Annotated in this window: 25 protein-coding genes; 18 read left to right on the top strand and 7 right to left on the bottom strand. The window is 69.2% G+C overall.

Annotated elements, in window-relative coordinates; all coding sequences use genetic code 11:
* Positions 1–15 precede the first annotated feature (15 nt).
* From ACSSVZ_RS01810 to ACSSVZ_RS01840, 7 genes are read right to left on the bottom strand one after another with little or no spacing between them, the layout of a single operon-like run.
* Positions 16–633 (bottom strand): glutathione S-transferase, encoded by a 618-nt coding sequence (locus tag ACSSVZ_RS01810; protein WP_453967885.1) that lies wholly within the window; start codon positions 631–633, stop codon positions 16–18.
* Positions 630–1,055: a GlcG/HbpS family heme-binding protein gene (locus ACSSVZ_RS01815; protein WP_453967886.1), complete on the bottom strand. Its 426-nt coding sequence runs from the start codon at positions 1,053–1,055 to the stop codon at positions 630–632. The genes ACSSVZ_RS01810 and ACSSVZ_RS01815 overlap by 4 nt, the downstream gene beginning before the upstream one ends.
* A gap of 8 nt (positions 1,056–1,063) precedes the next feature.
* Entirely contained in the window at positions 1,064–1,741 is a 678-nt protein-coding gene (locus tag ACSSVZ_RS01820) for a DUF1028 domain-containing protein (RefSeq protein ID WP_453967887.1), read from the bottom strand.
* Positions 1,742–1,754: 13 nt separating this feature from the next.
* Positions 1,755–2,177 (bottom strand): RidA family protein, encoded by a 423-nt coding sequence (locus ACSSVZ_RS01825; RefSeq protein ID WP_453967888.1) that lies wholly within the window; start codon positions 2,175–2,177, stop codon positions 1,755–1,757.
* Positions 2,178–2,206: 29 nt separating this feature from the next.
* A complete protein-coding gene (gene argE, locus ACSSVZ_RS01830) occupies positions 2,207–3,433 on the bottom strand; it encodes an acetylornithine deacetylase (protein WP_453967889.1) in 1,227 nt (408 codons plus the stop codon).
* A 4-nt stretch (positions 3,434–3,437) separates the two neighbouring features.
* Positions 3,438–3,929, bottom strand: coding sequence for a flavin reductase family protein (locus ACSSVZ_RS01835; protein ID WP_453967890.1), 492 nt, complete (start codon positions 3,927–3,929; stop codon positions 3,438–3,440).
* A complete protein-coding gene (locus tag ACSSVZ_RS01840) occupies positions 3,926–5,380 on the bottom strand; it encodes a 4-hydroxyphenylacetate 3-hydroxylase family protein (RefSeq protein ID WP_453967891.1) in 1,455 nt (484 codons plus the stop codon). The genes ACSSVZ_RS01835 and ACSSVZ_RS01840 overlap by 4 nt, the downstream gene beginning before the upstream one ends.
* A gap of 89 nt (positions 5,381–5,469) precedes the next feature.
* Here ACSSVZ_RS01840 and ACSSVZ_RS01845 point away from each other — a divergent pair, with 89 nt between their 5' ends.
* The 18 genes from ACSSVZ_RS01845 (at position 5,470) to ACSSVZ_RS01930 (ending at position 25,376) form a co-directional block, all read left to right on the top strand.
* A complete protein-coding gene (locus ACSSVZ_RS01845) occupies positions 5,470–6,414 on the top strand; it encodes a LysR family transcriptional regulator (RefSeq protein ID WP_453967892.1) in 945 nt (314 codons plus the stop codon).
* A 251-nt stretch (positions 6,415–6,665) separates the two neighbouring features.
* Complete coding sequence (locus tag ACSSVZ_RS01850) at positions 6,666–7,601, top strand: 2-hydroxyacid dehydrogenase (protein WP_453967894.1); 936 nt, start codon at positions 6,666–6,668, stop codon at positions 7,599–7,601.
* 59 nt (positions 7,602–7,660) lie between these two features.
* Positions 7,661–8,680, top strand: a complete 1,020-nt coding sequence (locus tag ACSSVZ_RS01855) for an ABC transporter substrate-binding protein (protein WP_453967895.1) — start codon at positions 7,661–7,663, stop codon at positions 8,678–8,680.
* A gap of 70 nt (positions 8,681–8,750) precedes the next feature.
* Positions 8,751–9,611, top strand: coding sequence for an ABC transporter permease (locus ACSSVZ_RS01860; RefSeq protein ID WP_453967896.1), 861 nt, complete (start codon positions 8,751–8,753; stop codon positions 9,609–9,611).
* Positions 9,612–9,621: 10 nt separating this feature from the next.
* The gene (locus ACSSVZ_RS01865) at positions 9,622–10,413 is read left to right on the top strand and encodes an ABC transporter permease (protein ID WP_453967898.1); all 792 of its coding nucleotides are present in this window, start codon (positions 9,622–9,624) and stop codon (positions 10,411–10,413) included.
* Positions 10,414–10,468: 55 nt separating this feature from the next.
* On the top strand, positions 10,469–11,593 hold the full coding sequence (locus ACSSVZ_RS01870) for an ABC transporter ATP-binding protein (protein ID WP_453967899.1): 1,125 nt from the start codon (positions 10,469–10,471) through the stop codon (positions 11,591–11,593).
* Positions 11,594–11,828: 235 nt separating this feature from the next.
* Positions 11,829–12,374, top strand: a complete 546-nt coding sequence (locus ACSSVZ_RS01875; protein WP_453967900.1) for a MarR family winged helix-turn-helix transcriptional regulator — start codon at positions 11,829–11,831, stop codon at positions 12,372–12,374.
* 287 nt (positions 12,375–12,661) lie between these two features.
* Complete coding sequence (locus tag ACSSVZ_RS01880) at positions 12,662–13,606, top strand: hydroxymethylglutaryl-CoA lyase (protein WP_453967901.1); 945 nt, start codon at positions 12,662–12,664, stop codon at positions 13,604–13,606.
* A complete protein-coding gene (locus ACSSVZ_RS01885; protein WP_453967902.1) occupies positions 13,599–14,342 on the top strand; it encodes an enoyl-CoA hydratase/isomerase family protein in 744 nt (247 codons plus the stop codon). The genes ACSSVZ_RS01880 and ACSSVZ_RS01885 overlap by 8 nt, the downstream gene beginning before the upstream one ends.
* On the top strand, positions 14,339–15,526 hold the full coding sequence (locus ACSSVZ_RS01890) for a CaiB/BaiF CoA transferase family protein (RefSeq protein WP_453967903.1): 1,188 nt from the start codon (positions 14,339–14,341) through the stop codon (positions 15,524–15,526). The genes ACSSVZ_RS01885 and ACSSVZ_RS01890 overlap by 4 nt, the downstream gene beginning before the upstream one ends.
* Positions 15,526–16,299, top strand: coding sequence for an enoyl-CoA hydratase/isomerase family protein (locus ACSSVZ_RS01895; protein WP_453967904.1), 774 nt, complete (start codon positions 15,526–15,528; stop codon positions 16,297–16,299). Before ACSSVZ_RS01890 ends, ACSSVZ_RS01895 begins: the two co-directional genes overlap by 1 nt.
* Before the next feature lie 4 nt (positions 16,300–16,303).
* Complete coding sequence (locus ACSSVZ_RS01900) at positions 16,304–17,923, top strand: AMP-binding protein (RefSeq protein ID WP_453967905.1); 1,620 nt, start codon at positions 16,304–16,306, stop codon at positions 17,921–17,923.
* Positions 17,920–18,888 (top strand): NAD(P)H-dependent flavin oxidoreductase, encoded by a 969-nt coding sequence (locus tag ACSSVZ_RS01905; RefSeq protein ID WP_453967907.1) that lies wholly within the window; start codon positions 17,920–17,922, stop codon positions 18,886–18,888. Before ACSSVZ_RS01900 ends, ACSSVZ_RS01905 begins: the two co-directional genes overlap by 4 nt.
* Positions 18,889–18,986: 98 nt before the next feature.
* Positions 18,987–20,120: a TAXI family TRAP transporter solute-binding subunit gene (locus ACSSVZ_RS01910; RefSeq protein WP_453967908.1), complete on the top strand. Its 1,134-nt coding sequence runs from the start codon at positions 18,987–18,989 to the stop codon at positions 20,118–20,120.
* A 124-nt stretch (positions 20,121–20,244) separates the two neighbouring features.
* Positions 20,245–22,176: a TRAP transporter permease gene (locus tag ACSSVZ_RS01915; protein ID WP_453967909.1), complete on the top strand. Its 1,932-nt coding sequence runs from the start codon at positions 20,245–20,247 to the stop codon at positions 22,174–22,176.
* On the top strand, positions 22,173–23,270 hold the full coding sequence (locus ACSSVZ_RS01920; RefSeq protein ID WP_453967910.1) for a mandelate racemase/muconate lactonizing enzyme family protein: 1,098 nt from the start codon (positions 22,173–22,175) through the stop codon (positions 23,268–23,270). Before ACSSVZ_RS01915 ends, ACSSVZ_RS01920 begins: the two co-directional genes overlap by 4 nt.
* A 188-nt stretch (positions 23,271–23,458) precedes the next feature.
* Positions 23,459–24,259, top strand: coding sequence for an alpha/beta fold hydrolase (locus tag ACSSVZ_RS01925; RefSeq protein WP_453967911.1), 801 nt, complete (start codon positions 23,459–23,461; stop codon positions 24,257–24,259).
* A gap of 151 nt (positions 24,260–24,410) precedes the next feature.
* Positions 24,411–25,376, top strand: a complete 966-nt coding sequence (locus tag ACSSVZ_RS01930; protein WP_453967912.1) for a Bug family tripartite tricarboxylate transporter substrate binding protein — start codon at positions 24,411–24,413, stop codon at positions 25,374–25,376.
* Positions 25,377–25,384: the final 8 nt, after the last annotated feature.

Consider the following 25,384-nt stretch of genomic DNA (forward strand, 5'->3'; position numbering starts at 1 on the left):
CGGGGGCGGGCGCGCTCATGCGGCCCGCTCGAACGGGCGGGTGGCGGCCATGGACAGGCGTTCGTCGAAGGCGGAGAACCAGTCGGCCGCGCGCGGCCGGCCGCCGCGCCAGGTCAGGTCGGGGTAGCGGAAGTCCAGGTAGCCGAGCGCGCAGCCGATGGTGATGGAGCCGATGCTCGGCGTCTCCGGCAGGACCGGCACGAGCGCCTCGATGCGGTCGAGCGCGCCACGGATCTTCGCGAGCTGGGCATCCGTCCAGCCCGTCCAGCGCGTCTCCTCCGGCCGCATGAGCATCTCGTAGCGCGCCGCGATGGCGGCATCGAGCAGCCCGTCGCCGAGCGCCTGCTGGGTCAGCGCCGCCCAGCGGGCATCGCCGGCCGGAAACAGGCCGGGCGCGCTGCCGCGGGCGGCGAGGTACTCGCAGATCACCCGGCTGTCGTAGAGCACGGTGCCGTCGTCGAGAATGAGCGCCGGGATCTTGCCGAGCGGGTTGTGATCGACCAGCGCGGGATCGCGCTGCAGCGGGCTCGCCGCGTTGAATTCGATCTCGATGCGGCCCTGGAGGCCCGCCTCGTAGGCGACGGCCATGACCTTGCGGACGAACGGGGAGGTGGGCGCGTGCAGGAGTCTCATGGCTGCTGGTCCTTTGCGCCGATGGCGGCGAGCCCGGCGCGGGCGACTTCGACGTCCTGGGCCCCGGTGCCTGACCCGACGCCGATGCCGCCGACGCAGACGCCGTCGAGGACGATCGGCAGCCCGCCTTCCAGGTTGGTCAGGCGCTGGCCGGCGGCCAGCGACAGCTTCACCTCGTCGGCCGGGTTGAGCCGGGACGTCGGCTGGCTGTGGGAGGCGGCGGTCACCGCCTTCGACATCGAGGTTTCGCGCGACAGCAGCCGGGCGCCGTCCATGCGGACGAACGCCAGGAGGTTGCCGCCGTCGTCGACGATGGAGACGTTCTGCGGCACGCCGAGTTCCTCGGCCTTGGCGACGGCCCCGGCGAGCATCTGCAGCGCGCCGGCATGGGTGAGCTTCAGCGAGGGACGGGAAACGGACATGGCCTGCCTCATGCGTCGCCGGGCACGCCGTAGGACGGCGCCGTGGAGGGGTCGAGCGCGCGGGTGACGTAGGCGTCCATCTGGTGCTTCCACAGGGTCCAGAGCGCCTCCAGGTCCGCCATGACGTCGCCCTCCGACCAGTCGATCCTGAGGTCCGTCACCGGCCAGGCGACGGTGTCGACGATCAGCATGCCGACCGAGTGGACCGGTCCTTCCTCGCCGCCGGCGGCGACGGCCGCCTGCATCGCCGCGACGAGCCGGTCACCGAGGTGGGCGTCGGGCAGGGCGAGAAAGCGGTCGACCATCGCCTGGGGCACGGCTTCGGAGGCGAGGAGATTGCCGGCTGCCGCCACGTCGGGGGCGGCGACGATGCGGTGGACGCCGAGGGTCTTCGCACCGGAGTGGTGCGCGGTGCGGCCGTCGGGCCCGAGCACCACCACCTGGCGGTAGTCGAAATGCGGGGCCTCGGAGGCGAACCGGGCGATCACGGCGTCGGGCGCAAGGCCCGCTTCCATGAGGTCGAGCCCCTTCGGCCCGAGGCTCGGGTCGGTGATGTTCTGGGTCGCCACCACGCCGACGCCGGCGCGGGCGTGGGCGCAGCGCGCGGCGACCGCCGGGGACGACGAGGACACGGCGATGCCGAACATGCCGGTGCGCGCGCAGCGGGCGGAGATGGAAAAGGTCACGTCGGCCTCCCGGTCATCTGGCGTCGGGGATGACGGCGGTCACCTCGATCTCGACGACCCATTCGGGGCGGGCAAGGGCGGTGACGACGAGCCCCGTAGAGCATGGAAACACACCCGCCAGCCACTTGCCCATCTCCTGGTAGACGGCCTCGCGGTAGCGGATGTCGGTGAGGTAGACGACGATGCGGCAGACGTGGCCGAGCTCGCTGCCCGCCTCTTCCAGCAGCATCTTGATGTTGGCCATCGCCTTGGCGGTCTGCTTGCCGGCGTCGTCGGGATGGAGGCTTTCGCGGGTGTCGAGATCCTGCGCCACCTGACCGCGCAGGAACACCGTGGTGCCCCGTGCGACGACACCCTGGGAGAGGTCGTTGTTCAGCTTCTGCTCCGGATAGGTGTCCTTCGTGTTGAAGGGTCGGATGCGCGTGTGCGTCGGCATGGAAGACGTCTCTCCTGGGGGCGGATGGATCAGTTTGCGGGCAGCGGGTCAGCCAGACGGGCGGCAAGGCGGGTCAGCATCGCTCCGGCGTCGGCCAGCTCGTCGAGCCCGATCCATTCGTCGGCCTTGTGGGCGCGGGCGATGTCGCCCGGGCCGCAGACGACGGTCGCAATGCCGGCTGCGGAATAGAGGCCGGCCTCGGTGCCGAACGACAGCGTGACCGGGGTTTCGGCGGTGCCGCAGAGCTCCGAGACCAGCTGCACGGCGGGGCTGTCGGCAGGCGTGTCGAGCCCCGGATAGCGGCTGAGGCGGTCGACCGCGATGCCGGTGCCTTCGGTGTTGGCGGCGAGCGCCGACCGCGCCTGGGCGATGAGGTCCTCGAGGCGCGCGTCGAGGCCGGCTACATCGGTTCCGGGCAGGATGCGGGCCTCGAACTCCATCACGGCGTGGTCGGGCACGAAGTTGAGGGCGCCGCCGCCATGGATCGAGCCGACATGGATGCTCGTCCAGGGCGGCGTGAACGCGTCGTCGGTGATGGCGCGCAGCTCGCGGCCGAGGGCGGAGAGGGCGGCTGCGAGGTCGGCGGCCGACTGCACCGCATTCGCCGCCAGATGGGGCAGGGCGGAATGCCCGCCGCGTCCGGTGAATGTCAGCCGCTGGGCGAGCTTGCCCTTGTGCGACCGTGCCACGCGCAGGCCCGTCGGCTCGCCGACGATGCAGAGCGCTGGTGGCACCGGCAGGGCGGCCGTTGCGGCGACGAGATCGGGCGCGCCGAGACAGCCGAGCTCCTCGTCATAGGACAGGCAGATGTGGACGGGGGTGGCCGATGCGGAGGCCTTGAACAGCGGCACGTGGGCCAGCACGGCGGCGACGAAGCCCTTCATGTCGGTGGCGCCGCGGCCGTAGATCCGGCCGTCGCGCACGTCGGCGCGGAACGGGTCGCTCGACCAGGCCTGGCCGTCGACCGGCACGACGTCGGTGTGGGCGGACAGCGCGATGCCCGGCCGGTCCGCGGGACCGATGGTGGCCAGGATGGATGCCTTGTCGCCGGCCGCGTTGAAGATGCGCCGGGCCGCGACGCCCTCCGCCTCGAGAAGCCCGGCGATGTGGTCGACGATGTCGAGGTTCGACTGCGCGCTGACGGTCGGAAAGGCGATGAGGTTGCGCAGGATGGAGACTGTGCGGACCGCCTGCGGTGCGCCGTCGGCCTCGGCAGCCCGGGAATTCGTCGTCGCGGCTGGACTGCGCACCGTCATTGCGTCACGCGACCTCCAGCCGGCGATAGTCGCCGTCCGAATAGAGGAGGGGATCCCCGCCTTCGAGTTCCACCGCGACCACCTCGCCGGCGATGATGCGATGCGAGCCGAAATCGAACACGTCGGCGAGCCGGCAGTCGAAGCAGCACAGAGCGCCGGCAAGGAACGGTGCGCCGGTGACCAGGGAAGTCCACTCGCCGGCGGCGAAGCGATCCTCGCGCAGTTCCGGGATCAGCCCGGCGAAGCTGCTGGCCACCCGCTGCTGGCCGTGGGCCAGGATGTTGGCCGCAAACACGCCGTTGGCGGTCAGGGCGGGCAGGGACCGGTTTTCCCGATGCAGGCAGAACAGCACCGACGGCGGCTCCAGCGACAGCGAGCACAGGCTGGAGACGGTGACGCCGACGCGGCCGTGCGCGCCGTCGCTGGTCACCACGGTGACGCCGGAGGCGATCCGGCGCATCGCCCCGCGAAACCGGTCCGGGTCGACGGTGCTCATCCGGCCGACCCCGCCACCCTGTCGGAGAGGCCGGCCACCTTGCGCACGAAGTCGAGCGGGCCGTTGAAGTCGAAGGCGTTGTAGACCGCATTCAGGTGGTTGAAGTGGGGGGCCTGGGCGAACTGCACGAAGGTGAGCCGGTGGCCGGCATAGTCGGAGTTCAGCAGGTCGCGGGCGAACGCCAGCAGCTTGCGGCGGTCCTCCGCCTCCCACTCCTTGTTGAGCGAGTAGAACTTCTCGAGCCAGGGGCCCGTCTCCTTGCCCTCGAACGAGGCGGCGTTCGGCGTTACGCAGATCTGGCCGCCGCACAGCTCGCGGGCAATGTGCATCATCGCCGGCAGGTTGGCGCAGGCGTGAACGCGGCCGGCGTAGAGCAGCGACTGGTTCGGCATCAGCAGCCCGCCCGGGCTGGTCTCGGCGGTGGCGATCGAGGCGGTCAGGTGGGCGTTGATGCCCTCCCGGTAGCAGACCAGGTCGGCGAGCTTCTCGCGCACCGCCTGCAGCTTGTCGAGGCCGGTCTGGCGGGCGTTCCACATGGCCGCCCCGATCATCATGTCGGCGACGTAGAGCAGCCGGTGGACGTAGGGGAAGGCGGAGTAGCGGTGCAGCGTGGCGCGCACGTACTGGGCCGCCTTGGTGTGCTGGTAGAAGAACACGTTCTCCCAAGGGATCAGCACGTTGTCGAAGATGACCAGGGATTCGATCTCGTCGAAGCGGTTGGCGAGCGGATAGTCCCGGGGATCGGTGCGCCCGGCGAAGGAGGAGCGGCAGATCTGCTTCACGCCCGGCGCGCCCATGTCGACGATGCCGCCGACGGCATAGTCGGAGAGCTTCTCGTTGGTCCAGGCGCCCACCGTCGGCTTCAGGAAGGCCTGGTCGGCGTAGGCGGCGGCCGTCTCGTACTTGGCGCCGCGGATGACGATGCCGGCATCGGTCTCCTTCACGACATGCACCATCATGTCGGGATCCTGGTCCTGGGGCGGAAGCGAGCGGTCGCCCTTCGGATCGGTGTTGGCCGAGATGTGGAAGATGTCGTTGTCGAGGATCGACTGGACGTGCCGGTCGACGTTTTCGGCAAAGCGCGGGTCGAACTCGGCCAGCACGTCGCGCCCGTCGATGAGCGACCAGACCTCGCCGATGGTCTCGTCGCCGACGCGCGTCACCACGCCGCCGATGTCCTTCATCACCAGGTCGATGGCGTCGACCTTGTCGGTCCAGTCGCGTTTTTCCCGCGGCGGCTTGTGGAAGATCGTGTTCCGCCGGTTTTCCTCGAGATAGGTCAGCTGGTCCTGGTAACGCGCCTCGTGGGCCATGTCGTACATGCGTGCGCGGATGTCGACGATCGGCTTGAAGGCCGGGTGCGTGGTGACGTCCTTCACCCGCTCGCCGTCCATCCAGATCTCGCGACCGTCCTGAAGTCCATCTCGATACTGTTCGCCCGTGCGGATCATGCGCCTACCTCTTCGCTGTCCGCTGATATTGCGTTGCGAAGATGGATCGTTAAAACATTTTCATACGTTCCTTTGGACCAGGATTTCCGATGCACATCTCGCTCCGCACCCTGCGCTACGTCGTGGCCGCGGCCGACTTCGGAAATCAGACCGAGGCGGCCAAGCACCTCAACGTGTCGCAGTCGTCGATCTCGGCGGCGATCGCGCAGTTCGAGGAGGAGTGCGGGGTGCAGGTGTTCGTGCGCCATCACGCCAAGGGTGTGTCGACGACGATCGCCGGGACGCGCATCGTCAACGAAGCGCGGATGCTGCTCAGCCATGCGCGCAATTTCGGACAGAACGCCCGGGCCATGGCGGACGAGGTGCGGGGCGAAATCGCCGTCGGCTGCTTCTGGACGATCGCCACCCATTTCATGCCCAGCCTTCTGTCGACCTTCGCCGAGTCCCATCCCGGCGTCACGGTGGGGCTCGACGAGGGCGATCACCAGCAGATTCTCGACGGGATCATCTCCGGGCGCACCGAGCTTGCGATCTCCTACGAACTGTCGCGGCCGGAGGAGATCGTGGCGGAGCCGCTGGCGGAGCTGCCGCCGTGCGCGGTGCTGCACTGCGACCATCCGCTGGCCCAGCGCGACAGCATCAGCCTGTCGGAGTTGCGCCACGAGCCCTTCATCCTGCTCGACCTGCCGCATTCCCGGGACTACTTCATGCGCCTGTTCCGATCGGTGGGGGTGACGCCGCACATCGCCTACCGCTCCAAGGCGTATGAGCTGACCCGCGGCCTGGTCGGGCACGGACGCGGCTACACGATCCAGAACATCCAGCCGAAGACCCAGATCACCCATGACGGCGGCCGCGTCGCGGTGCTGCCGATCACCGACGTGCTCGAACCCGTGCGCGTCGTCAGCCTGAAGCTCCGCCGGCAGGCGCCGCGGCCGGTGGTGGACGGCTTCGAGCGCCATCTGAAGGCGTGCTTCTCGGAAGGCGGCATTCTCGCGCCCGGCACGCTCTCGCCGAGCGCCCCCCTGCGCTGATCAGCCGGAAGTCGCCGGGCGCACCGGCTGCGAATGTCGGATGTGCCCGGAGCGAGGGGCGTTTGGCTGCATCGGAAAGCCCGATGCTACACGCCAGTTAAAACTATTTTTCCTGTCGACGACACTCATGCCAAATTTTGGGTCATGGGCATTATTTCATCACGCGTTTATGGCATGGTGCATCGCACAATGGTGGCGGCGACGGGAGACTGTGCCGGGTTCGCCAGCCTTTCTGCGAGGACCGGCGCGCGATGAGCGAAGATGCGCTCGTATTCTACAGCCTTGTCGACGATGCGGAAGCCTGGCGCGAAGCGCTGCACAACGAGCTTCCCGACCTCGACATCCGCGTCGACCCCGACGTGGGCGACCCGAGCGAGATCGGCTACGCGCTGGTGTGGCTGCCGCCGCAGGGGTTCTTCCAGCGCTTTCCCAATCTGAAGCTCGTGACCAACCTCGGCGCCGGCGTCGACGCGCTGGTCGGACGGGATGATCTCGTTCCGGTGAAATTTTCCCGGCTGTCCGACACCGGCATGGTCCAGATGATGACCAGCTACGTCGTCTATGCGGTCACCCGCTACGCCCGCGACATGCACGTCTTCGAGCGCGCCAAGCGACGGGGCGAATGGGAATACGTGCATCCGCGCCCGCTGTCGGAGATCAGGGTCGGCGTTCTCGGCCTCGGCGAACTCGGCGCGCCTTCAGCCGCCGCGCTGGCCCGGATGGGCTATCGGGTTTCGGGCTGGTCGCGCACGGAGAAGTCGATCGACGGCGTGCGCTCGCTCACCGGCCGGACGGGCCTGGAGGCGATCCTTTCCGAGAGCGAGATCCTGGTCTGCCTGCTGCCGCTGACGGCCAGCTCGCGCGCCCTGCTGGGGGCTGCCGAACTGGCGCTGATGCCGAAGGGCGCGAAGTTCATCAACGCCTCGCGCGCGGCGGTCGTCGACGAGGGCGCGCTGATCGCGGCGCTCGCCAGCGGCGCCATCGCGGAGGCGACGCTGGACGTCTTCAACGTCGAACCGCTGCCCTCAGACCATCCGTTCTGGACGATGGGCAACTTGTTCATCACGCCGCACATGGCCAGCATCACGGTTCCGGCCCTTGCCGCGCACGACGTCGCCGAAAGCATCCGGCGCGTCCGCGACGGAGGGGCCCCGCTGCACGAGATCGATCCCGCCCGCGGCTACTGACGCGGGCCGGAAGACGAGGACCGGGCGGTGGTGGGCCGTCCGGAAGAGGAGGTGGACTCATGAACAAGTTGGCATTCGCGATCGGCGCCCTGGCGCTGATGGCAACGACGGCGCACGCCCAGGATCCCCTGGTCATCAGCACCTGGGGCGGCAACTGGAAGGAAGGGGTGAAGATCGTCGGTGACGAATTCACCAAGCGGACCGGGGTGGAGGTCGAGTACATCACCGGCGGCACGCTGGACCGTCTGGCCAAGGCCAAGGTGGCGCGGGACAATCCTGAATCCGACCTGATCAACACCACGGCCCACGTCGGCTACCTCTATTACGCCGACGGTCTGATGGAGAAGCTGGACTACGACAAGATCCCGAACGCCGCCGCCCTCTATCCGATGGCCAAGCGCTCCGACTACACGGTCGCCGACTACGTCTACGTCTACACCCCGGCGTTCCGGACCGACGTGATGCCCGAGGACTTCAAGATCGATTCCTGGGAAGTGCTCTGGGACGAATCCATGAAGGGCAAGCTCGGCCTTCCCGATTTCGATCCCAGCCACATCATCATCGCGGCCACCAAGCTCGCCGGCGTGAAGCCGGAGGAGTGGGACAAGGTGAAGGACAAGCTGATCGCCCTGAAGCCGAACATCAAGGCGTTCTACCAGTCCGACGCCACCAGCCAGAACCTGATGCGCACCGGCGAGACCCCGGTCCAGGTGCTCCTCAACATCAACGGCTACCACCTGGAGAAGCTCGGTGTCCCGGTGAAGATCGTGGTGCCGAAGGAAGGCGCCGTGGTCGGCATCGACGTGTGGGGCATCAATGCCGGCTCCAAGAAGAAGGAGCTCGCGCAACAGTTCCTCGACATCGCCCTGGAGCCGGAAATGCTGGCCAAGCTGTGCAACTTCCACAAGTGCTCGCCGATGAGCCCGGACGCCAAGCTCGATCCGGAAATCGCAAGCCTGCCCGGCATCTTCACCAGCGCCGACCAGATCGAGAAGGAGGCCATCGTTCTCGACGACAAGACCTACGCCACGCTGCTTCCGCAGTGGAAGGTGTGGTTCACCGAGAACATGATGAACTAGACGGCACTTACCGCCCAAACTCCCGGCCGGCCGCGCGCCCTGCGCGCCGGCCGGCCTTGCGAAGAGACCGATGACCAGCACGCGACGCCCCTTCTTCGTCACCTTTCTCGCACCCGCGGTGCTGACGGCCGTCATCCTGGTCGCGGCGCTGTTCGAGGTGATGCAGTACAGCGTCCGCGAATACATTCCCGGCTCGCTGAACGTCGGCGGGCTGACGCTCGACAATTTCGTGCGCATCAACAAGCCGATCTACTGGGGCGCGCTGTTCAACACCTTCTACATGAGCCTGCTGACGGCGCTTTACTCGCTTGTGCTGAGCTATCCGGTCGCCTTCGCACTGGTGCGCACCGAGCGGGACTGGGTGCGCTCGATCCTGATCGCGCTGTCCATCACGCCGCTGTTCACCGGCGAAATCGTGCGGACCTACTCGTGGATGCTGATGCTCGGCTCCGACGGCTTCGTGAACAGCCTGCTGCAGGGGTTGTCGCTGACCGATGCGCCGCTGCAGATCATGTACACGCGCTTCGGCGTGGTCATTGCGCTGGTCCAGTTCTCCATGCCGGTGATGATCATCCTGCTCGCCACCGCGATCTCCCATGTCGACCGCGACCTGGAGAAGGCCGCGGCCAACCTCGGCGCCGCCCCGCTGATGGTGTTCTGGAAGGTGACGCTGCCGCTGACGGCCCCGGGCATCCTGTCGGGCGTGGTGGTCGTCTTCGCCTGGACGATGAGCGCCTTCTCCACGCCGCAGTTCATCGGCGGCGGCAAGATCCTGATGATCTCCAACCTCGCGTACCTGCAGGGGTTTTCGACGCTCAACCTGCCGTTTGCCGCCACCCTCAGCCTGATCGCGCTGGTGGCGGCGCTCGGCAGCCTGGCGCTGGTGAAATCCATGACCGGGCGGCTGGAAAAGCGCCTCGCGCTCAACTGAGAGGGTCCCCATGAGATCGTTCGCCTTCTGGAGCCTGGTCGTCGCGATCCTCGTCTACATGACGCTGCCGACGCTCGTGGTGCTGATGACCTCGGTGAACCCGACCCAGATCCTCGCCTTTCCGCCGGAGGGCATCTCCTTCCGCTGGTACGAGAAGGCGCTGACCTACCGGGACTTCCAGCTGGCGTTCAAGAACGGGCTGATCGTCACCAGCTGCGCGTCGACGCTCGCGCTGGTGGTCGGCTCGGCCTTCGCGTGGCTCGTGCATCGCTACAATTTCAGCGGCCGCGGGCTGCTCGAGGCGGTGCTGTGGTCGCCGCTGATCATCCCGCACTTCACGCTCGGCTTCGGCTTCCTGCTGCTCGGCGGGGTGCTCGGGCTCACCCAGGGCTACGTGATGATCGTGCTCGCCCACATGATGCTGGTGATGCCGTTCGTCACCCGTGCGGTCTATGTGAGCCTGGCCAACGTCGATCCGAACCTCGGCCGCGCCGCCGCCAGCCTCGGGGCGTCGCCGTTCAAGGTGCTGACGCGCATCGAGCTGCCGCTGGTGGTGCCGGGCATGGCGGGGGGATGGCTGATCGCCGCGGTGATCTCGCTGACCGAGTTCACCGCGTCGCTGTACGTGACGGGCAGCCGGACGCAGACGCTTCCGGTGGCGATGTACAACTACATCCGCGAGTACGCCGATCCGACGGTGTCGGCGATCTCGGCGATGCTGATCATCGCCACCACCCTGATCATGTTCTTCGCCGACAGGGTGTTCGGCCTGCGCCGGGTCCTGGCGATCGACAGCCACTGAGGCTGAGACCGATGCCGCCGCTTTCCCATTCCAGCCCCATTCGCCGCGAGCCATGATGTCGCAAGATCTGCCGGACACTCCGACCACCCCGCGCGAGCCGCATGCCGTCCAGCTCTACCGCGTGCGCAAGGACTATGGCGGCGCGATCGGCGTCCACGACCTGTCGCTGACCATCGAGCAGGGCGAGTTCGTGACGCTGCTCGGTCCGTCCGGCTGCGGCAAGTCCACCTTGCTCGGGATGATCGCCGGCTTCATCCCGCCCACCGCCGGCAAGATCGTCGTCGGCGGTGTCGATCTGACCGAGGTGGAGCCCTACAAGCGCGACATCGGCATGGTGTTCCAGAGCTATGCCCTGTTCCCGCACGTCAACGTCTTCGACAACATCGCCTTCGGCCTGCGCATGCGCAAGCTGCCGAAGGCGGAGATCGAGAAGCGGACCCGGCGCGGCATCGAGATGATGAAGCTGGATGGGCTGGAGCATCGGCGGGTGCGGGAACTTTCCGGCGGCCAGCAGCAGCGCGTGGCGCTCGCCCGCGCGGTGGTGATCCAGCCGAAGGTGCTGCTGCTCGACGAGCCGCTGTCGGCCCTCGACGAGAACCTCCGCGCCCAGATGCAGATCGAGCTGTCGGAGCTGCACCGCAACACCGGTCTCACCACGATCTTCGTCACCCACGACCAGGGCGAGGCGCTCAGCCTGTCGGACCGCATCGTGGTGATGAACAAGGGCGAGGTGCAGCAGGTGGCCGCGCCGATCGAGCTCTACAACACGCCGGCGAACGGTTTCGTGGCCTCGTTCATCGGCGAGATCAACGCGCTGCCGGATGCGCGCTACGAGATCGACGGCGGCGATGCGGTGCTGACGTTTCCGGGCATCGGCCGGTTCGGCGTGCGGCGCCGTCCCGAATGGGACTTCGCCCACGGCGCCACGGTGCGCACCTTCCTGCGGCCGGAACAGGTCCTGCCGGTCACGGCTGCGACCCCGGCGGGCAACCGGGTCGAGGGGATCGTGGCGAACCACATCTACCAGGGCTCGCACACCATCACCCGGGTCGAGGTCGCCGGCGTCGGGCTGGTGCAGACCCGCGTCGCCGGTTCGCAGATCGTCTCCGACCATCCCGTCGGCGCGCCGATCGCCCTCCACTTCGACCTCGGCGAGGCGATCCTGCTGCCCGTCGGCTGAGGCGGGCGCGAGGCGCTCCGCCCGGGCCCAGCCCCATGCGTCCGCCGCGCCACCTCGCAAGGCGGATTGCGCGCCACCGGGCAACCTCGGCCGGGCCTGCGGAGGCCGTCGGCACCTTCCCTATGCCTATTTTGTCTACACTGACAACAAACTCGTGACGCTGTACAACCATATCGTCCCGCCACCACTTGGGGGTAGGATGACGGATTCGAGCTGAAACGAGGGGCTTCACAGCATGGACGATTCGCGCCCGAAGGACGGAATCGGCGGTGTCGACGGGGATATCCGCGATCTCTTCTCCTACAATCTCCAGCGGCTCGCGGGTGTGTCGACACGCATCGCCCTTCTGGCGATCAAGCCCCAGTTCGGCCTCACCATGCACGACTGGCGGGCGATCGCCGTGCTGGATTTCCTGGGCGCCGCGCCGCTGCAGGTGCTCGCCCAGCGTGCCGGCGTCCAGAAGAGCCAGATGAGCCGCACGGCGACCGCGCTGGAGGGGCGAGGGCTGATCACCCGCAAGGACAATCCGAAGGACAAGCGCTCGTCGCTTCTGACGCTGACCGAAGACGGCAAGCGGGTCGCCTCGGAAGTCCTCGCCGTCTCTCACGAGCGCAACCGCAGGATGCTCGCCTATCTGGATCAGGCGGAGCGCGAGCAACTGATGGCGCTGATGGAGAAGGTCACGCTGGGGTCGCTGGAGTTCCTGTCCGAGCTCAAGGGATGGACGGACGACGACCAGACCCCCGAACCGCGAACCCTGTTCGAAACCGAGATGCTCTGAGCGCCCGGCCGGCAGCCGCTTTCCTGGCTCCGGCACGGAACCGAGCGATGCCGTCATGCTCGCGCGCATTCCTGCTTCCTGTGCGCTCGCCTCGGCGATGTCCCGACCTCCTTGACCGACCGGCCCCACGGGGTGCCCCCGCCGCGGGCAAAGCGCCGTCGCGGCTGCGCGAATTTGTCACGATCGATACGACATCGTTGACTATGTGAACTAAGATCTGCATAGCTGCAACCAACGAGCGCCGGCCCGCGTGCGGCGCCGAGCCAGGACGGACCAGGGGAGAGGACATGGGCCCGGACGTGATCCTGTGCGAATGCTTCGCCCGCGATGGCCTGCAGCACGAGACCGTGTTCGTGCCGACGGCGGAGAAGGTCGCGCTGATCGAGGGCTTCGCCGAGGCGGGCTTTCCGCGCGTCGAGGCCACCAGCTACAGCCACCCCGAGCGCGTCCCCGCCTTCCGCGACGCGAGCGAGGTGCTGGCCCGGCTCACCCGCAGGCAAGGCGTCTGGTACAAGGCGACCTGCCCGAACGAGCGGGCCGTGGGGCGCGCCGCCGCCGACTTCGACGCCGGGCGCGGGGCCAACGAGGTCAGCCTGCTGGTCTCGGCCACCGAATCCCACACCCAGCGCAACCTGCGCGCCAGCCGCGACGAACAGTGGCGCCGCGTCGCGGCGATGGTCGCCGCCGCCGGCGACCGGTTCCGGCTGGTCGGCGTCATCTCGGTGGCGCTCGGCTGCCCGTTCGAGGGGCCGGTCGATCCCGGCCGGGTGGCCGAGGACGCCGCCCGCTTCCGGGCGCTGGGCGTCCGGCTGATCACCGTCGGCGACACCATCGGGACGGGCACGCCGAGGACGACCCGGCGGCTCTTCGACCGCCTCGTCTCCGAGTTTCCCGACATGATCTTCGTCGGTCATTTCCACAACACCCGCGGCACGGCGCTCCTCAACTGCATGGCGGCGCTGGAGGCGGGCGCAACCCATCTCGACAGCGCCATCGGCGGCGTCGGCGGGCACCCGGCGGAGATCGAGTACGGCACCGGCATCACCGGCAACGTCGCGACGGAAGACCTGGTCGCGCTCCTGGAGGCCGAGGGGGTGCCGACCGGCATCGACCTCGACCGGATGATGCGGCTTTCGGAGCGCTGCGAAGCGCTGCTCGGACGCCGGCTCTACAGCATGGTGGCACGGGCCGGCCTGGAAGCCGCTCCGCAGGAAAAGGTGGTGAATGTCTGACGCCCACGCCGACGAACTCGTCCTGGTCGAGGACCGCGGCGCCGTCCGCATCCTGACGCTCAACCGGCCGGACAAGCTGAACGCGCTGAACACCGCGCTGACCCAGGCGCTGGTCGACGCGTTTCATGCGGCCGACGCGGACGAAAGCGTGCGGGCGATCGTGCTGGCCGGGGCGGGCCGGGGCTTCTGCGCCGGCGCCGACCTCGCCGAGTTCAAGGACCTGACGCCCGCCAACCAGCACCTGGTGCTGAAGCGCGCCGACCTCACCTGCCGCCTGCAGTCGATGATGCAGGGGCTCGGCAAGCCGGTGGTGTCCGCCGCGCAGGGGGCGGCGGTTGGCGGCGGCGCCGGCCTTGCCATCGGCTGCGACATGATGGTGGCGGGCGAGACGCTGAAGTTCGGCTACCCGGAGCTCAAGCACTCCATCGTGCCGGCGCTGGTGATGACGGGCCTGCAGCGCAGCCTCGGCCGCAAGGCGGCGTTCGAGATGGTGAGCCTCGGCCGGCTGATCGGCGCGCAGGAGGCGGTCGCCCTGGGCCTCGCCAACCGCGTCGCCGCCGATCCGCTGGCCGCCGCGCTGGAGATCGCCGAGGCCTGGGCGAAGGCGAGCCCGCTGGCCATGGCGGCGGTGAAGCAGCTCTTCTACCGCGTGTCGGACCTGCCCACCGACGCGGCGATGGCGGCGGGCCGCGACGTCAACGCGATCATGCGCGGCTTCCGGGAGGCGCCGGAATGAAGCCGCTGGCGGGCACCCGCATCCTCGACTTCTCCCGCGTCCTCGCCGGGCCGATGGCGACCCAGATCCTCGCCGAGCTCGGCGCCGAGGTGATCAAGGTCGAGCGGCCGGGCTCGGGCGACGAGAGCCGCTCCTACGAGCCGAAGTTTCCGGGCGGCGAGAGCGGCTACTACTTCGCCTTCAACCGCGCCAAGCGGTCGATCACCCTCGACCTGAAGAACGCCCGGGGCCGCGACATCGCGCGGAGGCTGGCCGGCAGGGCCGACGTGCTGGTGGAAAATTTCCTGCCGGGCGCGATGGACCGGATGGGGCTCGGCTACGCGGCGCTGTCGGCCGACAATCCGCGGCTCGTCTACGTCTCGAACACCGGCTTCGGCCAGTCCGGCCCGTACCGGGACCGCAACGGCTACGACACCATCTTCCAGGCGCTCTCCGGCGTGATGGACCTGACCGGCCATCCCGACGGGCCGCCGGCCAAGGTCGGGGTCCCCTTCGCCGACCTGACCTCGGGGCTGTGGATCGCGATGGCCGCGATGACCGGGCTGCTCGGCCGGGCGAACACCGGCAAGGGCGCCCACGTCGACGTCGCCATGATGGATGTGCAGGTGAGCCTGCTCACCATCGCCGCCGCGCGCTACTTCGCGCTCGGCGAGACGCCGCACCGCACCGGCACCGAGCATCCCGGGCGGGTGCCGAGCGCGGCGTTCCAGTGCCGCGACGGCGGCTGGCTGCACATTTCCGGCAGCGACCAGCACTGGGCGCGCATCTGCAAGGTGCTCGGTCTCGACGACCTCGCGACCGACCGGGCGCTCGACGACAACGCCGAACGCGTCGCCCAGCGCGAGCGGGTGATGGCCGCCATGCGCTCCGCCGTGGCCGCCCAGGACAGGGCCCCGCTCGCCGAGGCGCTGCGCGCGGCGGGCGTGCCGGCCGGCGAGGTGAACTCGGTGTCGGACAGCATCGAGGACCCGCACATCCAGGCGCGCGGCGTGGTGGGCAGTTTCGACCATCCGGTGGAGGGCAGCGTGCGGGCGCTGCGCACGCCGCTGCGCTTCGAGGGGTTCGACGATCCCGAGATCGGGACGCCGCCCGGCCTCGGCGCCGACACCGACGCGATCCTCAGCGAAGAGCTCGGCCTCGACGCCGGCGAGATTGCCGAACTCCGGCAAGCGGGAGCGATCTGATGGCCGACAGCACCTTCGTTCGCGTCGAGCGCGACGGCGCCGTCGCAAGCGTCGTCCTCGCCCGTGCCGAGGCGCGCAACGCGCTCAACCTCGCCATGTGCCACGGCCTGACCGAAGCCTTCGAGGCGCTGTCCGCCGATCCCGACGTGCGCGTCGTGCTGATGCGGGCGGACGGACCGGTGTTCTGCGCCGGCGCCGACCTGAAGGAGCGCACCGGCCGCGACGAGGCCTGGGTGCTGAGCCGGCGGCAGGCGTCCTTCCACGCCTACGCGACGATCGGGCGCTGCGCCAAGCCGGTGGTGGCCGTGGTGCAGGGCCCCGTCGTCGGATCGGGCGGGGAGATCGCCATGAGCTGCGATTTCGTCGTGGCCTCGACCGCCGCGACGTTCCGGTTTCCCGAACCGCAGTGGGGCACCGTCGGCGCGACCCAGCGCCTGCAGCGGGTGATCGGCCGAAGCCGTGCCAAGGAACTCCTGTTCACCGGGCGCACCATGGGCGTCGACGAGGCGTACGGGCTCGGCCTGGTGGCGCGGGTGGTCGAGCCGGACGCGCTGGACGCGACGGCCGAAGAAATCGCGGCGCAGATTGCGGCCGCGCCGCCGCTCGCGATGGCGCTGACCAAGGAGTGCGTGGATCTCGGATCGGAAACCGACCTGGAGAGCGGCATCCGGATCGAGCTCAAGGCCATCGAGCGCAACCTCGCCGAGAGCGACTGGCGGAGCGGCGTGGCCGACTTCGCCGACCGCATCGGCACGAAGGCGGCCGGGGAGTAGGGCGATGGACATCGACCGCGCCTGTCCCACCACCGTTGCCGCCGCGCTGGCCCGCGCCGCCGCGATCGTGCCGGACGTCGAGGCAATCGTCGCGCCGGACGGCCGGATGACCTACCGCGACCTCGCCGACGAGGTGGTGCGGCTGCGCACGGCCGTCGTCGGGCTCGGCATCCGCAAGGGCGACCATGTCGGCCTGTGCCTCGGCAACAGCTGCCGCTGGGTCTCGATCTTCCTGGCCCTCGGCTCGGTCGGGGCCGTCACCGTGCCGGTCAACACCCGCTTCCGGACGCCGGAGATGGCCTACGCGCTGAAGCAGTCGCGGGTTTCCACGCTCATCCTGGCGGACCGCTTCCTGAAGATCGACTTCGTCGACATGCTGCGCGAGATCGAGCCGGCGGTCGACAGCGCGTTGCCGGGGACCAGTCTCCCCGATCTTCGGAACATCGTCGTCATCGGCGACGACGTTCCGGCCGCCGCGCTGGGCTTCGAGGCCTTTCGCGCGCTGCGAGGCGAGGAGCCGCAGGCTCCCGTGACCCCCGACGATATGCTCCTGATCCAGTACACCTCGGGCACCACCTCCTTCCCCAAGGGCGTGATGCTCACCCACCGCAACATGCTGGGGAACGCGTTCATCTCCGGCGGCCGTATGGGCTTCCGGCTCGCCGACCGCTTCCACAGCGCCCGGCCGTTCTTCCACGTCGCCGGGTCCACGCTGTCGGTGCTCTCGGCGCTCCAGCACGGCGTCACCCTCGTCTCGATGGAGCGGTTCGAGCCGGCCGAGGCGCTGAGGCTCATGGAGGAGGAGCGCTGCACGCACTTCTCCGGCAACGACACCATGGCGCTGATGCTGCTCAACCATCCGGACCGCCGGCAGCGCAGGCTGGGGCTGCGCGGCGCCTGGGTGGCGGCCTCGGCCGAGATCGTCCGCCGGGTGATCTCCGAGCTGGGGGCGAGCGAGGCGGTGGTTGGGTACGGCCTGTCGGAGGCGTCGCCCAACATCGCCCAGTCGTGCTGGTGGGAGAGCGAGGAGATACGCGCGTCGGGCCGGATGCGCCCGCAGCCCGGCCTGGAGGTCGAGATCCGCGACCCGGAGACGGGCGAGACCCTGCCGGCGAACATGCGGGGCGAGATCCGGGTGCGCGGCTGGAGCGTCATGCGCGGCTATTTCGACAAGCCCGACGAGACGGCGGCGGCGCTTGGCGCCGACGGCTGGCTCGCGACCGGCGATCTCGGCCGCATCGGCGCCGACGGGCGGTTGGAGTTCCTCGGACGGGTCAAGGACATCATCCGCGTCGGCGGCGAGAACGTCTCGCCGGCGGAGGTCGAGGATATCCTGCACAAGCACCCGAAGGTGCGCCTCGCCCAGGTGGTAGGCGTCGCCGACCCGCGGCTGATCGAGGTGCCGGTGGCCTTCCTGGTCGCCAACGAGGGCTGCGAGATCGACGAAGGCGAGATGATCGCCTGGGCGCGCGGCGAGATGGCCGGCTTCAAGGTGCCCCGCCGGATCTGGGTGGTGCCGGATTTCGAGGCGATCGGCATGACGGCGAGCTCCAAGGTTCAGAAGTCGAAGCTGGCGCAGCACGCCGCAGGCCTGCTTCAGGCAGAGCAGGCGGTGGCGTCATGAGGATCGAAACGGCCCTGACGCGCCGCCTCGGGATCGACCTGCCCATCGTCCAGGCCGGCATGTCCTGGGCTTCGTCCTGCGCGGCCCTGCCGCTGGCCGTCTCCAAGGCCGGCGGCCTCGGCGTGATCGCCGCCGGGCCCATGTACGAGGACGCCCTCGTCCGGGCGATCGACGACGTCCGCGCCGGGACCGACCGCCCGTTCGCCGTGAACATGCCGCTCTATCGACAGGGCGCGGAGCGGGTGCTCGACCTCCTCGCCGAGGCGCGGGTGCCGGTGCTGGTGGCCTCCCAGGGTGGCCCGAAGAAATATCTCGATCGCTTCAAGTCGCTCGGCACGGTGTGCATCCACGTGGTCGCCAGCGTCGAGCACGCCGTCAAGGCGGCGGACGCCGGGGTCGACGCCCTGGTGGTCGTCGGCGGCGAGGCGGGCGGGCATCCACCGCCGGATCTCGTGTCGACCCTGGTGTTGGTGCGCGCCGTGGTGAAGGCCGTCGGCGACGTGCCGGTGATCGCCTCCGGCGGGTTCGCCGATGGCGCCGGGCTTGCCGCCGCGCTGTCGCTTGGGGCAGGCGCCGCCAACTTCGGCACCCGCTTCATCGCCACGCCGGAGGCGACGGTCAGCGACGCCTACAAGCGGATGATCGTCGAAGCCGGCCCGTCGGCGACCCGCACCGTCGGCCGCGACGTCGGCATGATCCGGGCGCTCGCCAACGAGTTCACCGACGCCATGCAGGCCCTGGAGCTCTCCGGCGCGGACGTCGCCGCCCGCAAGGACCGCTTCCAGCAAAGTTCGCTGAAGATGGCCGCCCTCGATGGCGACGTCGCCACCGGCAAGGTCGAGGCGGGCCAGTCGGCCGGGCTGGTCGACGAGATCGCACCGGCGGCGGAGGTCGTGCGGCGGATCGCCGAGGAATACCTCGCCGTCGTCCGCCGCCTGCCGCTGCCCGTGGGCGCGCACGTGTGAGTTTGCGCCGGACGGCTCGCTCCGCCCGGCGAACTGCGGTGACCCCGGCCCACCCCCAGAATCGGCCGGGCCCAGAAAATCCGTCGGGAGGAGACACAATGAAGCTTGATCGCAGAACGTTCCTCGGGGCGTCCGCAGCGCTCGCGGGCACCTCGATCGCCCCGTTCCGGGCCTTTGCAGATGTGCCGAAAACCATGCAGTGGACGGCCGCCGACGTCGGCTCGAGCGGCTACATCGAGGCGACGGCCATCGCCAACGCGCTGATCGAGAAGTTCGGCACCCGCATCCGCATCGTGCCGTCGGGAACCTCGATCGGCCGGATGATGCAGCTCAAGCAGGGCCGCGTGAACATGGGCTTCCTCGCCAACGAGTGCTTCTTTGCGACCGAGGCGATGTACGACTTCTCGACGCGCGAATGGGGCCCGCAGGACCTGCGCGCGCTGATGGGGCGTGAGGCGCTGTTCGGCATCGTCACCGCCAAGGACGCCGGCATCAAGACCATCGCCGACCTGAAGGGCCGCCGCGTCGCCAGGATCCAGGCGCACCCCTCCACCAACTTCAAGATCGAGGGCGAGCTCGCCTTCGCCGGCCTGACCTGGGACGACGTCGACGCGATCGAGGTGCCCGGCTACAGCGCCGGCATCCAGGCGGTGATCGACGGCAACGTGGATGCCGCCGGTGCGGTGGTGGGCGCGAGCCTGCTGCGCGAGCTGGAGGCGAGCCCGCGCGGCATCTACTGGCCGCCGGTGCCGGCCGACGACGCCGAGGGCTGGGACCGGATGAACGCGGTCGCCCCGCTGTTCGCGCCGTCGACCATGACCAACGGGCCCGGCGCCTCGCCGGAAAATCCGGTGCCGATGGTCGCCTACCGCTACCCGATCCTGTCGGTCTACGCCGACCGCAGCGCCGACGAGGTCTACGAGCTGACGAAGGCGATCGCCTCGGCCTACGACCTCTACAAGAAGTCCGCGCCGGTGATGGCGGGATACGACGTCAACCAGGCGGGTCACCCGCCCTTCGACGCGCCGGTCCACGAGGGCGCCCGGCGCTACTATGAGGAAATCGGCATCTGGACCGACAAGGACGAGGCCTGGAACGCCAAGCGCCTCGCCCGCCTGGAGAAGGTCCAGGAGGCGTGGACGGCGGCTACCGAAGAGGCCGACGAGAAGAACGTCCCCGATGCCAAGTGGCCGGCCTTCTGGGAGGACTACCGGAAAGCGAACCTCGGCTGACCCTCCGACCGGGCGGCCGTCCACGCCCTCGCGTGCCGTCCGCCCGTGCTCCTGCCGTCCCGCCCCCGCGCGCCCGCCCCGAAGCCGGCCCGCGGGGGTTCACCCCTGTCGCGGAACGCGTGTCATGACCGGCGCTGCCGAAACGGAACCCGTATCCACCGCCAACCGCGGCCGCATCGCCCGGGCAGCGGTCGTGCTGCTGACGCTCGCCTCGCTGGTGCTGGTGGTGAACCAGGTCTTCCTGCTGCGGCTCTTCGGCTTCCAGCTGATCTCGACGGGATACTACTACGCCCTGATCGGGGCGTTCCTGTGCATCGTGTTCCTGCTGTTTCCGGCGCGCGAGGCGGATGCGAACCGGATGCCCGCCTACGACGTGGTGCTGGCGATCGCGGTTCTCGTCTGCGGGCTCTATTTCGCCAGCCAGGCGGAATCGATCATCAGCCGGGGCTGGGACTTCATCGCGCCGCCGCTGCCGACCGCCATGGCCTGCGCGCTGTTCATCCTCGTGCTGGAGGCCCTGCGGCGCACCAGCGGGCTGACGCTGTTCATCCTGTGCACCTTCTTCGGCGTCTTCCCGATCTTTGCCGACCACATGCCCGGCATCCTCTGGGGCACCCAGTATTCGGTGCTGGAGGCGGTCCGCGCCCACGTGATGGGCGTGGGCTCCATCGTCGGCATTCCGATCGGCGTCGTCAGCGACCTGCTCATCGGCTACCTGGTGTTCGGCGCGACGCTGATGGCGACCGGCGGCGGACGCTTCTTCATGGATTTCGCCAGCGCGCTGCTCGGCGGCGCGCGCGGCGGCCCGGCGAAGGTGTCGATCATCTCCTCGGCGCTGTTCGGCAGCCTGTCGGGCAGCGTGATCTCGAACGTCATCTCGACGGGATCGTTCACGATCCCGACCATGCGCCGCTGCGGCTATCCGGCGTCCTATGCCGCTGCGATCGAAAGCTGCGCCTCGACCGGGGGGACGATCATGCCGCCGGTGATGGGCGCGGCCGGCTTCATCATGGCGTCGTTCCTGAACATCCCCTACGCCACGGTCGTCTCGGCGGCGCTGGTCCCGGCCGTTCTGTTCTACGCGGCGCTGCTCCTGCAGGTGGACGCCTATGCCGCCAAGAAAGGTCTCGCCGGGCTGCCGAAGGACCAGCTGCCCTCGCTCTGGCCGACGCTCCGGGACGGCTGGCCGCACCTGGGCGGGCTCATCCTGCTGGTGGTGCTGATCCTGTTCTTCCACATGGAGCGCACCGCGCCGTTCATTTCGGCCGGGCTGATGGCGCTGGTGGCGATCGCCAAGGAGCCGCGCCAGGTGCTGTCCATCGTCGAGCGGATCGTCTTCGAGAGCGGGCGCAGCGCCGCCTACCTGTTCGGCATCCTCGCCGGCATCGGGCTGATCGTCGGCGCACTCTCGATCACCGGCGTCGGCTCGTCGGTCTCCCGCGAGCTGATCTTCCACGCGGGCGGAAACACCGCCCTGCTGCTGATCTTCGGGGCGATCACCAGCTTCATCCTGGGCATGGGGATGACGGCGTCGGCCTGCTACATCTTCCTGGCGATCATCCTCGGCCCGGCGCTGACCGGGCAGGGGCTCGACGAGATCGGCAGCCACCTGTTCATCCTCTACTGGGGGATGCTCTCCTACATCACCCCGCCGGTGGCGCTCGCCGCGGTGACGGCCGCGGTCATCGCCGGCTCCAACAGCCTGGAGACCGGCATCAAGGCGATGCGGCTGGGCAGCGTCCTCTTCGTGCTGCCGTTCGCCTTCGTCCTGAACCCGGCGCTGATCCTGCGCGGCGAGCCGGTGGAGGTCGTGCTGGCGGTCGCCACGGCCACCGCGGCGATCTGGCTGATCTCCTGCGCCTTCGAGGGATACCTGCACTATTTCGGCAGCTTAAGCCGGGTGCTGCGCATTGCCGTCGGCATCGCCGGAGCGCTAATGCTGATCCCGGAGGGCCGCAGCGACGTGATCGGCCTCGCGATCGCGCTGGCGGTGTTCGCATACGGCTACGGGTTCAAGGCCGCGCCGCGCCTGGCCGGGCAGGCGGGGCCGGAATGAGGATCACCGCCTGGTCTGTCGAACCATCGGCGTTCGACAACCTCGATCCGGACTGGCGCTACGGCACCACCCACGTTCCCCGCCTCGAGGGGGTGTTCGTCGCCCTCCAGGCGGAGGACGGCACGGTGGGAGAAGGCTATTCGCCTGTCCTCGGTCATCTCGGCCTCGATCGCGACGGGCTGGCTGCGGCTTGCGGCCGGATCGCATCGCTCTGTCTCGGCGGCGACGCCACGGCCTACCGCGTGACCGCCACCCAGGCCGCGCGCCAGAGCGGCCTTTCCGGTCCGGCGCTCGCGGCGGTGGACATGGCACTCGTCGATCTCGCCGCCCGCATCCATGGCCTGTCCGTTTCCGTGCTGCTGGGAGGCCGGTTTCGCGACCGCGTTCCCGTGGTCCGCATCGTGCCGATCAAGGCGCCCGAGGCGATGGCGGATGCGGCCCGCGCGCTGGTCGACGACGGCTACCGGGCGGTCAAGCTGAAGGCGACCGGAACGCTCGACGAGGACGTCGCCCGGGTGTCGGCCGTGCGTGCGGCGGTTGGCGCGGCCGTCGAGATCTACGTCGATCCCAACCAGGCCTACGCGCTCGACGGGGCCATCCGGTTCTGTGAGGCGGCGGCCGAGCTCGGCGTCGCGCGGGTCGAGCAGCCGGTGCCGGCAACCGATCGGGACATGATGGCCCGGCTGGTGGCTGCGGTGCGACTGCCGGTGGTGGAGGCGGACGAGAAGCTGTTCGAGCTGCCGGATCTTGTGGACGTGCTGGAGCGTCGGGCCGCCCACGGCATCTGCCTGAAGTTCGCGCGCTCGGGCGGGATCCTACCGACGCTGGCGATGGCGGAGCTGGCGCGCGCCCACGGGGTTGCGGTGCGGATGGGCACGGCTTTCGGCGGGCCACTGATCTCGCTTGCCGGCGCGCAGGTCGCCGCCGCCCTCGCCAACGCCGATGGCTTTGCTGAGGTCGCCGAGTTCGCGCATTTCTCAGATGCCACGCACGCGCCGCCCCGCATCGAGGGCGGGTGTCTGGTGCTGGATGATACCCCCGGCTTCGGACAGGTGCGGCAGGCGCCCTGGCAGGCGGACTGGCTGTCCGCCTGAGCCGCGCAGCAGGCCGGAGAACCGGCGGCGCGCTCTGCCGGGCTGGACGGCTCGGGCGGTGGCCGGTCCCTGCCGGCGGGGCGGGTCACGGCGGCACTGGAAAACGGGACGTCAAAACTCTAAAGTTCGGTTGAACGACCTTTTGTCCGGCCGACCCCTCCGGTGGTCGGGGCCTTGCGGGAGAAATCATGTCGCTTACGGACGCAGTGCGCCACGATGGCCTGACGTTTCATTGCAGAGTGGACGGTGACGCCGGGGAGTGGATCGTCTTCTCCAATTCGATCGTCACCGATTTCTCGATCTGGGACAGCCAGGTCGAGGCGCTGCAGGACCGGTACCGGATCCTGCGCTACGACCAGCGCGGCCATGGCGGCACCGACGTGCCGCCGGCGCCGTGCACCTTCGACCAGCTCGGCGGCGACGCGCGCGCGCTGATGGACCATTTCGGCGTCGATCGCTGCACCTTCGTCGGGCTGTCGATGGGTGTGCCGACGACGCTCAGCGTCTATGCCAGCCAGCCGGAGCGCATCCGGCGCCTCGTCCTCTGCGACGGCCAGGCGGCGACGGCCGCGACGGGCGCGGCGACCTGGGAAGAGCGGATCGTCCACGCCGAGACCGAGGGCATGGAAGCCGTGGCCGACGCCACCGAGGCGCGCTGGTTCGCCCCGGCCTTCGCCGAGAAGGGCGGCGCGGACCGCGTCCGGCGCGGCATCGCGGCGATGCAGGCGGCGGGCTTCGCAGCCTGCGCCCGCGCGCTGCAGAACTATCAGTTCGCCCATGTGCTGGAGACGATCGCGGTGCCGACGCTGTTGATCGCCGGCGCCAATGATGGGGGGATGCCGGCCGGGATGCGGAAGCTTTCGGAGCGGATCGCGGGGTCGCGGTTCGTGGAGATCCCGGATGCCGGGCACATCCCGAACGTCGAGAACGCCGCCGCCTTCAACCGCGCGCTGACGGCGTTTCTGGCAGAGACGGCGGACGCGAAATAGGCGCCCGAACGCACGAGGCGGTTTGCAAAGGTTATTAGTCTAGCCTATAAGCGGAAATGGCCGGAAAGAAGGGACCCGAACATCCCCGACGGTCGAACGACGTACCGGCGAATGGCGGAAGCCGACCGGCTCCGTCGAAGGAGGAAACACCATGAGACGTTTTGCAGCCGTGGCCGTCGGGCTGGCCCTTGCCGGCTCCGTGGGGGCCGCACACGCCCAGGCCTTCCCGGACCATCCGATCACCATCGTGAACCCGTACTCCGCCGGCGGTCCGGCGGATCTGATCGCGCGCACCGTGGGCGAGAAGGTGTCGCAGATCCTCGGCCAGCCGGTGGTGGTGGAGAACCGCCCGGGCGCCGCCACGGCGATCGCCGCCAGCACCGTCGCCCAGGCTGACCCGGACGGCTACACGCTGCTGATCGCCGGCTCGCCGACCCATGTCGTGACCCCGGCGATTCAGAAGGTGAACTACAAGGGTATCGAGGACTTCGAGCCCGTCGCCATGGTGGCGATCGTCCCCAACGTTCTCGTCGTCTCCTCCAAGTCCGACACAAAGACCCTCGACGATCTCGTCACCAAGGCGAAGAGCGGCGAGGGCGTCGTGAGCTTCGCCTCGGTCGGCGTCGGCAGCCTGCCGCATCTGGCGGCCGTCTTCTTCCAGCAGTCCAGCGACGCGACGCTGACGCACATTCCCTACGGCGGTGCGGCGCCCGCCGTCGTCGACGTGCTGGCCGGCAACGTCGACATGGCGTTCCTGAACGCGCCGCCGCTGATGCCCTACATCGAGGATGGTGAGCTGATTCCGCTGGGCGTCGCCTCCGGCAAGCGCAGCGCCAAGCTGCCCGACGTGCCGACGATGGAGGAGCAGGGCTTCCAGGGCTTCGAGATGAGCACCTGGTACGGCATCTCCGCTCCCAAGGGCACACCGAAGGACGTGGTCGCCAAGCTCGACGCGGCCATCAAGGAAGCCGTCACCGCGCCCGACGTGGCCGAGAAGCTGACGAGCCGGGGCGCGGAGGTCTTCTACATGCCGTCCGACGAGTTCGCGGCCTATCTCGCCAAGGACTCCGAGCGCATGCTGGGCCTGATCGACAAGGCCGGCCTCAAGTCGAACTGAGTGTCCGT

Source organism: Amorphus sp. MBR-141 (assembly GCF_053628695.1).